This window comes from Streptomyces sp. NPDC048659 (assembly GCF_040650575.1).
In the GTDB taxonomy this organism is placed as follows: Bacteria; Actinomycetota; Actinomycetes; order Streptomycetales; family Streptomycetaceae; genus Streptomyces.
The window spans coordinates 21,878-35,151 of record NZ_JBEZHM010000044.1; the positions used below are offsets into that span (position 1 = coordinate 21,878).

Here is a 13,274-nt window from a genome sequence, read left to right on the forward strand (position 1 = left end):
AAGGGGCCCGGTTCCGTCCTGGAACCGGGCCCCTTCGGCGTTCCCGGCGCGTCCGCGCCAGGCGTCCGCTCAGACGCGCTTGAGCACCACGAACTGCCCCGACTGCGCGGCGACCTCGTACCGCGCATCCGGGTGCAGCTGGGAAGCGAGCTGGACCGGGTCGGTGACGGGCTGGGACCAGCCGGAGTTCAGGTCGAGGGCGAGGTAGTCGGGGCGGACGCCGGTGGCCCCGCCGACCCAGTAGACGGTGTGGTCCGAGGTCAGGTGCGCCATGAGCGTCACGTTCGTCTCGACGCTGGTCCCCTCCGGCACCGCGGCCACCGCGCGGCGCGCGTCGACGGTCCGGGCATCGGTGGCGTACGTCTCGGAGCGCAGCAGCTCGCGCAGCGGCAGGTCCAGGGCGTGCACGGCGCCGATCGCGACGACGACGGGGACGGCGACCCTCCCGTACGCGGCCAGCCAGGGGCGCGGCGAGGTGCGGACCGCGCGGACCGCGTCGACGAGGGCGAGGAAGACGACGGGCATCAGGATGGCGCTGTAGTGCCAGATCATGCCCCAGTGGTTGGGGTCCTGGGAGAGGAAGCGCCAGGCCAGCGTCGGCAGCACGAGCAGCATCAGCGGGGAGCGCAGGGCCAGGAAGCCGGTGATGCCGACGAGGAAGAAGAGCATCTCCCACTTGTCGCCGGGCCCGAAGGCGCCGATGACTGAGTCGAGGAAGGTGACGTCCGCGCCCTCGCCGGTCTTCTCGATCTTGGCCCAGTAGTCGTACTGGCCGACCCGGCTCGCGGCCGGGATGAGGACGAGCACGGTGAGCGCGAAGAAGGCCGCGCCGAATCCGGCCAGGGCCGCGCCGAGCCGCTTCTGGCCCTTCACGAAGAGGACCGCGCCGACCATGGCGACGGTGAGCCCCATGTCCTCCTTGACGAGGACGAGCGGCACGGACCAGGCGACGGCGGCGGTCCAGCGGCCGAGGAGCAGGGCCCGGCAGGTCAGCGCGAGCAGCGGGACGGCGAAGGCGATCTCGTGGAAGTCGGACTTCACCGCCTCCTGGAGGCCCCAGGAGAGCCCGTAGGCGACGGTGATCCCGATGCCGGCGGCCCGGCTGCCGAGCACCTGCTGGGCGGTGCGGCCGACGACGGCGGCGGAGGCGGCGAAGAGCGCGGCCTGCGCGAAGAGGAGCGCGAGGGGGGAGGACCAGATCCAGTAGAGCGGCGCGAGGAGCGCGGTCACCGGGCTGAAGTGGTCCCCGAGTATGAGGAAGCCGGGGCCCTTGATGTCGACGATCGGGGCGCGCAGTTCGGCGTAGGCGCGGACCGCCTGCTCGAAGATCCCGAGGTCCCAGGACGGGTTGCGGAAGCGGGCGTACTGGACCCAGGAGTACAGGAAGTACAGGGCGCACAGCACGCCCGCGAGGATCGCGTACGGGCGCACGGGCGCCGGGGAGAGGCCCGGCGGCGGTCCGCCGCGCGTCTCCGGGGCGGCTGGCCCCGCCGTGGATCCGTTCTGCACATCCAACACCGCGCCCCCAGGAACCGGCCACCGACAAAAGAGCAACCCATTAGACCAGAGTCGCCCATCCGGGGGACGGATGTGACGCAGCTCACATTGACTCGGTACGGAATTCGGTGCTCCACCCGCATGATCGCGAATTCGACGCGGAATTCACGCAGGTGCGGGCGTCGGCCGCATATGCCTTACACGGAATGCCCATGACCGGAACGAATTGGTCATCGCAATTATTTCAGCCATATTGCAGATCCGCTGGCCCGAAGTCATCGACCGGAGCAAAAACTTCCGAACGGCGGCCGTCGGTGCTGTGCTAGCTTCCTCCACCGCACGACCCGTTTCTCCCGACACGCCACGTGAAAGGAAGAGCACATGGTCAAGCGCAGAATGATCTCCGCACTCCTGGGGGTTTCCGCCGCGGCCGGCCTCACCATGGCCGTCACGTCCCCGGCCGCCGCCGTCGACCGCAACTGCTACGACGGCTACTTCTGCGTCTACCAGGCGCAGGAGTTCAACCAGAACTACCCGATGTACCGCTTCGGCGGCGCGGACGCCAACTGGTCCGACCAGTCGGCGATCTACGACAACGACAACTCCTGGATGAACAAGTGGAGCGTCACGGTGAAGGTGTACGCCCTCGCCAACTACAGCACCGTCAACACCTGTTTCAACCCGGGCTACCAGCTCGGCGCGGGCGGCAGCTCGCAGAACGACAACGGCCGCTCGCACAAGTACGACGGCACCGGCTGGTGCTGACCCCGCCGCGGCGGTGATCCCGGGCTCAGACCCGGGCGGCACGGCGGACGCCTCCCCCTCATCGCAGGAGGGGGAGGCGTCCCGCCGCCACCGTACCGCCCCGCCCGGACCGCCCGACAGCACGCCGACCGGACCGCAGGCCGGACCGCCGACGGGACTGCCGACGGGACCGCGGGCAGGACGCCGGAAGTGCGCCGGAAGGACCTTCGAAGGGACCCCCATGCTCGCCCGTCACCGGATCGGCGCCACGCTGGCCGCCGCCGCCCTCGCCCTGCTCACCGGCTGCGGATCGGACCCGGGACCCGCCCCGGACGGCGGCCCGCAGGACGGTCCCGACAGCACCCGCGGCGCGGCCTCCGCGCCCGACGCGGCCAGTGCCGCCAAGGCCACCGCGGCCTTCGGCTCGGCGAAGGAGCTCGCCCGCCAGGTCGGCGCGATGGAGCTCCAGCTCACCCGTAGGTGCATGGTCGCCAAGGGCTTCACCGTGCACCCGCCGGACCCCGCGCCGGTGCCCGACGGCGGCGGCCCCGCCGCCCCCGAGGGCCGGGTCTCCCCCACCGCCGAGGAGGCCGCCCGGCACGGCTACGGCGCCGGCCCGGACGGCACCGGCGACGGCGCCGCCCCGCAGGACTCGACCCGCGACCGGCCCGGCCCGTGGGCGGACCTGCCCGACGCGGAGAAGCTGCGCTACACCCTCGCCAAGAACGGCGACCCCGACCGGCTCGTCAGCTACGAGACCGGCGAGGGCAAGTTCTCCTCGCCGAGCGGCGGCTGCATCGGCGAGACCCGGAAGACGCTCTACGGCGACATGCCGAAGTACCTGCGCCTGATGTGGCTCGCCGACAACGGGATGCGCCACGAGGCCGGCCGCGAGGCGGAGGGCTCCGACGCCTTCCTGAAGGCCGTCGGCGCCTGGTCGTCCTGCATGGAGAAGGCCGGATACGGCGGAATGAAGTCACCGACCGAGGCCATCAAGAAGGCGAAGGAATATTACGGAGGAAAGGGCGGCGGGAAAAATCCCGACACGGCCGCCGTGGAATCCGGCAGGAAACAGGAGATCGCCCAGGCGAAAGCCGACGCGAATTGCGCGGACACCACGAGGTACGACACCTTATGGCGGGCCGCCTACCAGAAATCGCTCACGGCGCTGTACGTGAAGAACGAACCCGATCTCGTCACCTACCAGCAGATTCTCACCGAGGCCCAGAAGAAGGCCCAGAAAATGCTGGAGTCCTGAGATGGACGGCACCCAGGAGGCCCCCGGCGGCCCCCGGCGGCGGCGCTGGGGGCGGGTCGCCGGGGCGGCCGGTCTCGTCCTCGTGCTGGCCGCCAGCGGCGGCGCCTGGATCGCCGCCTCCCAGGCCCGCACCCCGGAGCAGCGCGCCGCCTCGGCCGCCGCGCCGCCGCGCTCCAGCGTCACCGTGCCCGCCGCGGCCGGGCCGCTGGTCGACCGCAAGCGCTGGGACGGCACCCTGACCCGCAGCAGCACCCTGACCGTGAAGGGCCCCGAGTCCGGCGCGGGCGCCGCCCGGCAGGTCGTCACCCGGCTCGCCCTGCACCCCGGGCAGCGCCTCGCCAACGGGGCCGTCGCCGCCGAGGTCTCCGGCCGCCCGCTCTTCCTCCTGGAGGGCGCCTTCCCCGCGTACCGGGACCTCGCCGAGGGCATGGAGGGCCCCGACGTGCGCCAGCTCCAGCAGGCCCTGGAGCAGCGGTACGGGACCCCCGTCACCGGCACCTTCGACGACCGGACCGCCCGGGACCTCAAGCGGCTCTACCGGGCGGCGGGCTACCGGGCCCAGCTCGGCCCGGCGGGCGGGGCCGCCCCGGACGTCGGGGGCAAGACCTCCGGCGGCGGCTCCGCGGGCGGCGACGGAGGCCCCGGCTCGGACTCGGGCTCGGACCCGGGCTCCGGCGCCGCGCCGCCGCCCCCGGCCCGTACCGTCGTCACCCTCCCCATGTCCGAGGTCACCTACCTCGGCTCGCTGCCCGCCGTCGTCGGCGACGTGCCCGGCCGGGTCGGCATGAGCGCCGCCGAACCGCTGTTCACCGTCACCGGCGGGCACTGGCAGGTCGCGGTGCCCGTCACCGAACCCGACCTGCCCGACCTCACCGCGCTGCCCAAGGGCACCCGCGCCGAGGCGCGCGGAGAGGGGCTCGGCGCGGCCCGGCTCCAGGGCTCGTACGCCAGGCTGGGCACCGGCACCGCGAGGACCGCGTACTTCGACATGGGCGGGAGCGTGCCCGACCGGGCGCTCGGCAGCGCCGTCACCGTCGAGGTGGTCCGGCGCACCAGCCCGCCGGACGCGGTCGTCGTCCCGGTCTCCGCGCTGTGGACCGACCCGGCCGGTGTGGTGTCGGTGACCGTGCTCCAGGGCGACCGGCGGCGGCACGTGCCCGTCGAGGTGGCCCTGACCGTGGGCGGCCGGGCCGCCGTCACCGCCGCCGACCCGGTGCTCAAGGCGGGGGCGCCGCTGCTCGTCGGCTACGCGTACCGGGAGGCCGGCCTTGGCTGAGGACCCCGCGCCGGACGGGCGGCGGGTGGTGGTCGCCATGGAAGGGGTCTCCAAGACGTACCCGGCGGCCCGCCCGGTCACCGCGCTCGTCGACGCCACGCTGGAGATCCGCACCGGCGAGATGGTCGCCGTCACCGGCCCCTCCGGCTCCGGCAAGTCGACCCTGCTCAACATCCTCGGGCTGCTCGACACGGCCACCGGCGGGCGGTACGCGATGGACGGCGTCGACGTGCGGACCCTCGGCGAACGGGAGCGGACCCGGCTGCGGGCCACCCGGCTCGGCTTCGTCTTCCAGTCCTTCCACCTCGTGCCGTACCTGAGCTGCCTGCGCAACGTGCAGCTCCCGCTCGTGCACACCCGGCACCCCCGGGCCGAGCGGCGCGAGCTGGCCGAGCGGGCGCTGGGCGCGGTCGGCCTGCGGCACCGGCTCACCGCCCGGCCCACCACGCTGTCCGGCGGCGAGCGCCAGCGGGTCGCGCTGGCCCGCGCGGTCGTGCACCAGCCGTCGGTACTGCTGTGCGACGAGCCGACCGGCAACCTGGACTCGGCCAACACCGCCCAGGTCATGGACCTGCTGCGGGCGCTCGTCACCCCCGAGCGGACGGTCGTCGTCGTCACCCACGAACGGGACGTGGCCGAGCGCGCGGACCGGGAGCTGCGAGTCGTGGACGGGCGCGTTGTCGGCTGAGCGGCGGCGGGCGCGGCCCCGTACCGGCACGGCGTTCGCGGACATCGCCGTCCAGGCCGTGTACGCAGTGCTGGGCCGGCGGCTGCGGTCGCTGCTCACCGTCCTCGGGATCGCCCTCGGCATCGCCGCCGCCCTCGCCACCACCGGCATCACGGCGAGCGCGGCGGACGCCGTCTCCGGCCGCTTCGACGCGCTCAAGGCGACCGGCGTGACCGTCCGCTTCCCCAACGAGGCCGCCCGGCCCGGCGCCGACGCGGCGCGCCGGGCCCGCGCGCTCAACGGCGTGCGGTCGGCCGGGTTGCTGTGCGCCGCCGACGAGCGGCCCGCCGTCTCGGCGCTCGGCCCGCGCTTCGGCCGGGCCACCCCGCAGGAGCTGCGGGTGCTGGCCGCCGACGACGGGGCGCTCGCCACGCTCGGGGTGAGCGCCCGCTCCGGGCGGCTGCCCGACGCCGGGCACATGGCCCGCGCGGACGCGGTCGCCGTCGTCGACACGGTCGCCGCCAAGGCGCTCGGCCTGGACGCGCTGCTGGAGCGGGACCCGGAGGCGGCGCCCGCGGTCTGGCTCGCTGGCCGCCCGTTCACCGTGATCGGCACCTTCCGCGCCCCGGCGGGCGAGACCCGGCTGAGCGGCGCCGTCGTCGTCCCGTACGCGAACTGCGCGGCCGACGGCGGGGTGCCGGCCCGCCCGGCGGCGTCCGGCGCGGACGGCGACGGCGGGGAGGGCGGGCGGCTGGTCTTCGGGCCGACCGAGGCGGTGCTGCGCACCGAGCTCGGCGCCGCCCAGCAGGCGGGCCTGGAGGCGCCGCTCGCCCTCTACCCGGAGGGCCCGGACCGGCTGGCCGCGATCGTCCCGGCCGACCTGGGCAGCTTCCGCGGCGGGGTGGAGAGCGAGACCCGGGCGCTGTTCCTGGGCCTGGCGGGGGTGTCGCTGCTGATCGGCGCGCTGGGCGTCAGCAACACCACGTACGTCTCGGTCGTCGAGCGGCGCTCCGAGATCGGGCTGCGGCGGGCGGTCGGCGCGGGGCGGGCGGCGGTCGCGGCGCAGTTCCTGGTGGAGTGCGGGCTGCTGGGCCTGGCCGGCGGGGTGCTCGGCACGGCCGTCGGCGTGGACGTCACGGCGGGCACGGCCCTCGCGAAGGGCTGGCTCGTGGTCCTCGACCCGCGCCTGACGGTGGCGGGCCCGCTGCTGGGCCTCGCGGTGGGGATGCTGGCCGGGGTCTACCCGGCGCTCGCGGCGGCCCGGGTGGCCCCGGCGGATACCCTGCGCGGCTGACCCGCCGAGGCCGGACACGCCCGAGCCCCCCTCGGCGGACCGAAGGGGGGCTCGGGCGCTCAGGCTCAGTGGAAGAAGTGGCGGGTGCCGGTGAAGTACATCGTCACGCCGGCCTTCGCCGCCGCCTCGACCACCAGCTCGTCACGGACCGAGCCGCCGGGCTGCACGACCGCCTTCACACCGGCGGCGGTCAGGATCTCCAGGCCGTCCGGGAAGGGGAAGAAGGCGTCGGAGGCGGCGTACGCGCCGCGCGCCCGCTCCTCGCCCGCCCGCTCGACGGCCAGCTTCGCGGAGTCGACGCGGTTGACCTGGCCCATGCCGACGCCGACCGAGGCGCCGTCCTTGGCGAGCAGGATCGCGTTGGACTTCACCGCGCGGCACGCCTTCCAGGCGAACGCGAGCTCGGCGAGCTCCTCGGCGGAGAGCGCCTCGCCGGTGGCGAGCGTCCAGTTCGCCGGGTCGTCGCCCTCGGCCTGGAGCCGGTCGGTGACCTGGAGCAGGGCGCCGCCGTCGACGGGCTTGACCTCGACCGGGTTGGCCGGGGCGCCCTCGGCGCGCAGCACGCGGATGTTCTTCTTCTTGGCCAGCACCTCGACGGCGCCGTCCTCGTACGCGGGGGCGACGATGACCTCGGTGAAGATCTCGGCGACCTGCTCGGCCATCGCGACCGACACCGGGCGGTTGACGGCGATCACGCCGCCGAACGCGGACAGCGGGTCGCAGGCGTGCGCCTTGCGGTGCGCCTCGGCGACGTCCGCGCCGACCGCGATGCCGCACGGGTTGGCGTGCTTGATGATCGCGACGCACGGCTCCGCGTGGTCGTAGGCGGCCCGGCGCGCGGCGTCGGTGTCCGTGTAGTTGTTGTAGGACATCTCCTTGCCGTGCAGCTGCTCGGCCTCGGCGAGGCCGCCCGTGCCGTCGACGTAGAGCGCGGCGCCCTGGTGCGGGTTCTCGCCGTAGCGCAGCACGTTCTTGCGGGCGTAGGTGGCGCCCAGGAAGTCGGGGAAGCCGGAGTCGTCGGCCGCAGCCCCGTACTCGACGGCGTCCGCGAACCAGGAGGCGACGGCCACGTCGTACGCGGCCGTGTGCTGGAACGCCTGCGCGGCGAAGCGCTTGCGCTGGGCCAGCGTGAAGCCGCCCTCCTTGACCGCGTCGAGGACCGCGCCGTAGGCGGCGGGCTCGGTGACGATCGCGACGGACGGGTGGTTCTTGGCGGCGGCGCGGACCATGGAGGGGCCGCCGATGTCGATCTGCTCGACGCACTCGTCCGGGGTGGCGCCGGAGGCGACGGTCTCGCGGAACGGGTACAGGTTCACGACGACCAGGTCGAAGGGCTCCACACCCAGCTCGGCGAGCTGCTCGCGGTGGGACTCCAGGCGCAGGTCGGCGAGGATCCCGGCGTGCACGCGCGGGTGGAGGGTCTTGACCCGCCCGTCCAGGCACTCGGGGAAGCCGGTGAGCTCCTCGACCCTGGTGACCGGGACGCCGGCCGCAGCGATCTTCGAGGCGGTGGAGCCGGTGGAGACGAGCTCGACCCCGGCCCCGTGCAGTCCGAGGGCCAGCTCTTCGAGCCCCGTCTTGTCGTAGACGCTGACCAGCGCGCGGCGGATGGGCTTAACGGTGTCGTTCACCGACATGAACCTTTCGTCCCTCAATGCTGTAGCCGTTGCGGGCGAGCTGCCCCACGACCTCGACGAGCAGCGAGCGCTCGACGTCCTTGATGCGCTCGTGGAGCGCGGCCTCATCGTCCTCGGCCCGGACCTCGACCACGCCCTGGGCGATGATCGGGCCGGTGTCGACACCGTCGTCGACGAAGTGGACGGTGCACCCGGTGACCTTCGCCCCGTAGGCGAGTGCGTCACGCACGCCGTGGGCACCGGGAAAACTGGGGAGCAGCGCCGGGTGGGTGTTCACCACGCGGCCGCCGAAGCGGGCGAGGAACTCCTTGCCGACGATCTTCATGAATCCGGCCGAGACGACGAGGTCCGGCCCGTACGCGGCGGTCGCCTCGGTCAGCGCGCGGTCCCACTCCTCGCGGCTGCCGTGGTCCTTGACCCGGCAGACGAAGGTGGGCAGCCCGGCGCGCTCCGCCCGCTCCAGGCCGGCGATCCCGTCCCGGTCGGCACCCACGGCGACGATCTCCGCGCCGTAGCCCTCCGGGTCGGCGGCGATCGCGTCGAGCAGGGCCTGAAGGTTCGTGCCGGAGCCGGAGACCAGGACGACGAGGCGGGCGGCAGCCACTGGGTCACTCTTTCCGTGGTGTTTGTGCGGTCGTACGAACGAATCGCATCCCGCAATACGGGGAACCCTACGAAGGGCTCGGCCGTCAGCAACGATACCGGCACACCGGACGGCCCCCACGGGACGGGGGCCGGGCCGGGGGGTAGCGTCAGGGTCCGACGACACGCCACAGCAGGCCACACCCGGCCACACCGGCCACACTCGCGCACGACAGACAGAGGGAAGACGTCCAGCACATGCCGGATCGCCAGTCCACGAACGACAACAACCCGTTCGCGCCGCCGCCGGAGGGGCGGCCGGACCAGCCGTGGCAGCCGCGGCGCCCCGAGGGCGCCGAGAACCCAGACGGCACCGAAGGCACCGACGGCTCGGCCGGCTCCGAGCGCGGGCAGCGCCCCGCGGGCGGGCCCGGCTGGAGCAGCAGCCAGCCGGGGCGGTCCTCCGACGGCTTCGGCCGCCGCCCCGACCAGCCCTCGGGCGGTCCCGGCGGCCCCGGCGGCCCCGAGGGCGGTCAGGGACCGGGGCTGCGCTGGGACCCGACCGACCCGGCCCAGCGGCGCGCCCGGTACGCGGTGCTCTCGGGCATGTGGGCGTTCTTCTTCGCGGTCTTCGGCATCGAGGAGCTGGCGCTGCTGCTCGGCGCCCTCGGCCTGTACTGGGCGGTCAGCGCCCTGCGCACCCGGGTCAAGGCGCCGGAGGGCACCGACGCGCCGTCGACGCCGGCCCAGGTCGCCGCGGCGGCCGGGGCGGCCCGCTCGAAGCGGACCGCGGCGGTCAGCGGACTGGTCGCCTCCTCGGTGGCCCTGGCGATCGTGGCGGGCGCCTTCGCCGTGCGCCTCGCCTACCGGGACTACTACGAGTGCCGGGACGACGCGCTGACCCGGCAGGGCCAGCTGGCCTGCAACGACCTGCTGCCGGAGAAGCTGCGGACCGTCTTCGGCGAGCGCGAGTAGTAGCGGCTCAGGGCGCCTCGGCGGCCGGGCCGGGAGCCTCGGGGGGCGGCGGCGCGGGGGGTCCGGCCGGGGGCTCCCAGGCGGCGGGCAGGTAGCCGTAGCCGCCGTCGCCGCTGCCCTCGTCGAGGTCGGCGAGCCCGTCGAGGCCGCCCGGCCCGGCCCCGCGCTGGGCGTCCAGCGCCTCCAGGGCGTCCAGGGCGGCGAGCGCGCCCAGCGTGGAGTCGGCGCCCGGCCCTCCGGCGGGCGCACCGGCTGCGCCGGGGTCCTCCGGTGCCGCGCCAGGAGTGCCGGGGATGCCGGGGGCACCGGGCGGACCGGCCGTGCCGGAGGTGCCGAGCAGGCCGAACGTGCTGGAGGTGCCGAGCAGGCCGGGTGTGCCGGGCAGGCCGGGCAGGCCGGACGTGCCGGGTGTCCCGGGCAGGCCGGGTGTACCGGCTGTGCCGGGCGAGACCAGCGGTACGGGAGGGGCCGAGGGCGCGGGCGGGACCGCACCGGCCGTCACTCCGGCCATCGCCCCGGCCACCGCCGCCGCGTACGGCTTCGGGCCCCCGCCGGACCCCGGGCGCCGGGTCCGGTCGCGCAGCCCCCAGGCCCGTACCGCGAGCGCCGTCGGGACGCCGAGCGCCGAGCCCCACAGCACCGCCGCCGCGCCCGCCTCCCACCAGACCGGGCCGAAGGCCGCGAGCCGCCCCGCGCCGAGCGGGCCGCCGGCCGCCGCCGCGAGCAGCGCCACGGCCGCCCCGCAGGCCCAGGAGGCGACGAGGGCGGCCTGGACCGCCTCCCGGACCTCCCACGCGCGGGCCGCGCGGCCCACCCGGCGCCCGAGCAGCAGCGCGGCGGCGAGCGGGACGGCCGCCGCCGCCCAGTGCGGCCAGGTGCCGCGGCCCTCGGCCGGGAGCGCGGCGAGCAGCGGGAAGTCGGGGAGCACCGGGGCGCCGGTGAAGCCGAGCGGGGTGACCAGGGCGCCCGTACCGACGGAGAAGCCGGGGCCGAGCCCGTACGCCGTGCCCCAGACCACCGCGTTCGGCAGCAGCGCGAGGACCAGCAGGAGCAGGGCCACGCGGCCCGACCACTCCCCCGCGAGGCCGTCGAGAGAGGCGTGGGCCGCGCCGAGGTGCCAGCACAGCGAGACCCCGGCGAGCAGCGCCCCGCCGGCCAGCAGCACGGCCAGCGCGAGCCCGGCGGCGCGCAGGGCGACGACCGTCTCGGCGCGGCCCGGCAGCGGGCGGCCGTGCGCGGTCCAGGCGCCCGCCGCCGCGGCGGCCACCACGGTCAGCGGCGTCCACACCCCGGCGGCGAGGGGGTCGGCGGGCAGCGCCCCGCTCTCGCCGTAGAGCACGACCACGGCCGCGACCAGCAGATATCCGCCGGAGACGGCGGCCACCGCGCCGGCCGTCGAGGGCACCGGGCGCCCGTCCCCGGTGTCGAGGGTGTCCCGCGCGGCCCGGTGCGCGAGCCACAGCGGCAGGGCCGTGAGCAGCAGCGGGGTGACGCCGAGGGGCGCGGGCACCCCACCGGCGGTATCGGTGCGGAGCAGATCGGCGCCGTGGGCCAGCAGCCAGAGCCCGGCGGCGGTGTGCAGGGCCCCGCCGGGGCCGCTGTCCGGGAACGGGGAGGCGATCCAGGCGGCCGTCACCAGCACGGCCAGCGCCCCCAGGCCGAGGCCCGCGGCGACGCCGCCGCGGACGAACGCGGTGGCCAGGGCGGCCGAACGGGCCCCCTGGACCGGGGCGTCGGGTGACAACGGCGGGCGGCGATCGGTCACTTGCGTCACGGGGCCCATGCTGCCAGCGACACGCGGTTTGCCCGCGTAACAGGCGAATGGCCGTTGTGTCGCTCAATATACGTTTATGTACTTTTCCGCCCAGAGCTGCACCGGCTGCACCGCGGGAGGTCGACACCGATGAGCCCGACGAGTCCGACCGTCTCGCTGCCCTCCCCCAAGGAGCGGCGGCGCCTTCGCGAGGTCCTCTCCTTGACCGAGGAGCAGGTCGCGGAGGCCATGGGCGTCACCCGCGCCACCGTCCGCTCCTGGGAGACCGGCCGCAGCGCCCCCCGGGGCCGCAAGCGCGAGGCGTACGCGAAGCTGCTCGGCGTGTACGAGGAGCCCACGGCGCCCCGTACGGAGAAGCCCGCCCGCCCGGCCCCCGCCGCCACCCGCCCCCGCCCGGCCGCCAAGGGCCCGGCCCGGCCGCCCAAGTCCCCCGCCCCGGCCCCGGCGGGCCCGGGGAAGGCCGCGCCCAGGCCCCCTCAGGAACGGCTGAAACCGGCCCCCGAACCGGCCGCCGCGGCCGTACCGGAGCCGGAGCCAGCGGCGGAGGCGGAGCCAGCGGCGGAGGCGGAGCCAGCGGCGAAGGCGAAGGCGGGCCGCGAGCGGGCGCCGAGACCCGCCGGCCGGAGGCCGAAGGAGGCGCCGCGCCAGGACAGCGAAATCGGGGCCGAGGCCGGAACCGTGGCGGCGGAGGCGCCGGAGGCCGGGCTCACGCCCGAGCAGGCGTTCGACGCGCTGTACGCCCACGCCGCGCCCGGCCTGGTCCACCAGACGTATCTGCTCACCGGGCGCCGGGGCCTGTCCCGCGAGTCCGTCGAGCACGCCTTCCACCACGCCTGGGAGCACTGGCCCGAGGTCGCCGTCGACGCCGACCCGGTGGGCTGGGTGCGCGCGGCGGCGTACGAGTACGCGCTCTCCCCCTGGCACCGCTTCCGGCGCCGCCACCGGCACCCGGACTCCGCGCCGACCGAGGCGTCCCGGCGCGCCCTGCTCGCGGCGCTCCTGGAGCTGCCGGCGCCGTACCGCAGGACCGTGCTCCTCTACGACGGCCTCGGCCTCGACCTGCCGGAGACGGCGGCGGAGACCGAGGCGAGCACCCCGGCGGCCGGGAACCGGCTGCTGCACGCCCGTACCGTCATCGGGCAGCGGGTCCCCGGGCTCGACGACCCGGAGGCCCTCCAGCGGCGGCTCGCCGCGCTGGTGGCGGAGGCGCCGACCGCGACCCTGCCCGCCGCGCGCAGCGTGCGCTCGGGCAGCGAGCGCCGCAGCAGGCTGCTGACCAGGGCGGTCTTCGGGGTGACGGCGGCGCTCATCGGCGTCACGGCCTTCACCGTGTCCACGGCGCCGACCCGCTACATCCCGGTGAACGCGCCCGGCGAGATCGTCGAGGGCGTCCCGGTCCGGGGCGGCCCGCTGAAGCTGGGCCCGGAGGACAAGGAGCTCCGCGACCACCTGCGCTCCCGGCCGCACCCCGGCCCGGAGCGGCTGATCCCCCGGGCGGAGTAACGCGGGCCGGCGTCCGCCGGACGGCGTACGCGAGCGGGCCCCGCCCCCACCCGGTGTTCCCGGGAGG

The 13,274-nt window shown here is 75.7% G+C and carries 11 protein-coding genes; 7 read left to right on the top strand and 4 right to left on the bottom strand.

Translation table 11 applies throughout. The features are described 5' to 3' along the window. Positions 1–69: 69 nt before the first annotated feature. The gene (locus tag AB0C99_RS28175; protein WP_362480678.1) at positions 70–1,509 is read right to left on the bottom strand and encodes a DUF2079 domain-containing protein; all 1,440 of its coding nucleotides are present in this window, start codon (positions 1,507–1,509) and stop codon (positions 70–72) included. 369 nt (positions 1,510–1,878) lie between these two features. Here AB0C99_RS28175 and AB0C99_RS28180 point away from each other — a divergent pair, with 369 nt between their 5' ends. From AB0C99_RS28180 to AB0C99_RS28200, 5 genes are all read left to right on the top strand, one after another. Beyond that, entirely contained in the window at positions 1,879–2,262 is a 384-nt protein-coding gene (locus AB0C99_RS28180; RefSeq protein ID WP_362480681.1) for a peptidase inhibitor family I36 protein, read from the top strand. Between the two features lie 220 nt (positions 2,263–2,482). Then, entirely contained in the window at positions 2,483–3,499 is a 1,017-nt protein-coding gene (locus tag AB0C99_RS28185; RefSeq protein WP_362480684.1) for a hypothetical protein, read from the top strand. 1 nt (position 3,500) lies between these two features. Next, the gene (locus AB0C99_RS28190; protein WP_362480687.1) at positions 3,501–4,775 is read left to right on the top strand and encodes a hypothetical protein; all 1,275 of its coding nucleotides are present in this window, start codon (positions 3,501–3,503) and stop codon (positions 4,773–4,775) included. Then, complete coding sequence (locus AB0C99_RS28195) at positions 4,768–5,463, top strand: ABC transporter ATP-binding protein (protein ID WP_362480689.1); 696 nt, start codon at positions 4,768–4,770, stop codon at positions 5,461–5,463. Before AB0C99_RS28190 ends, AB0C99_RS28195 begins: the two co-directional genes overlap by 8 nt. Beyond that, positions 5,453–6,736: an ABC transporter permease gene (locus tag AB0C99_RS28200; RefSeq protein ID WP_362480692.1), complete on the top strand. Its 1,284-nt coding sequence runs from the start codon at positions 5,453–5,455 to the stop codon at positions 6,734–6,736. Before AB0C99_RS28195 ends, AB0C99_RS28200 begins: the two co-directional genes overlap by 11 nt. 65 nt (positions 6,737–6,801) lie before the next feature. Here the strand turns inward: AB0C99_RS28200 and purH are convergent, their stop codons facing one another. Continuing rightward, positions 6,802–8,373 (bottom strand): bifunctional phosphoribosylaminoimidazolecarboxamide formyltransferase/IMP cyclohydrolase, encoded by a 1,572-nt coding sequence (gene purH / locus AB0C99_RS28205; RefSeq protein ID WP_362480694.1) that lies wholly within the window; start codon positions 8,371–8,373, stop codon positions 6,802–6,804. Next, positions 8,351–8,977 carry a phosphoribosylglycinamide formyltransferase gene (gene purN, locus AB0C99_RS28210; RefSeq protein ID WP_362480697.1) on the bottom strand — a complete coding sequence of 209 codons (627 nt, stop codon included), beginning with the start codon at positions 8,975–8,977 and terminating at the stop codon, positions 8,351–8,353. Before purN ends, purH begins: the two co-directional genes overlap by 23 nt. A gap of 236 nt (positions 8,978–9,213) precedes the next feature. Here purN and AB0C99_RS28215 point away from each other — a divergent pair, with 236 nt between their 5' ends. Next, on the top strand, positions 9,214–9,930 hold the full coding sequence (locus AB0C99_RS28215; RefSeq protein ID WP_362480700.1) for a hypothetical protein: 717 nt from the start codon (positions 9,214–9,216) through the stop codon (positions 9,928–9,930). A gap of 7 nt (positions 9,931–9,937) precedes the next feature. Here AB0C99_RS28215 and AB0C99_RS28220 read toward each other — a convergent pair whose 3' ends face one another. Beyond that, entirely contained in the window at positions 9,938–11,704 is a 1,767-nt protein-coding gene (locus tag AB0C99_RS28220; protein WP_362480703.1) for a DUF6350 family protein, read from the bottom strand. A 129-nt stretch (positions 11,705–11,833) separates the two neighbouring features. On the opposite strand from AB0C99_RS28220, the gene AB0C99_RS28225 reads away from it, so the two are divergent. Beyond that, positions 11,834–13,207, top strand: a complete 1,374-nt coding sequence (locus AB0C99_RS28225) for a sigma factor-like helix-turn-helix DNA-binding protein (RefSeq protein ID WP_362480705.1) — start codon at positions 11,834–11,836, stop codon at positions 13,205–13,207. The last annotated feature ends 67 nt before the right edge of the window (positions 13,208–13,274 follow it).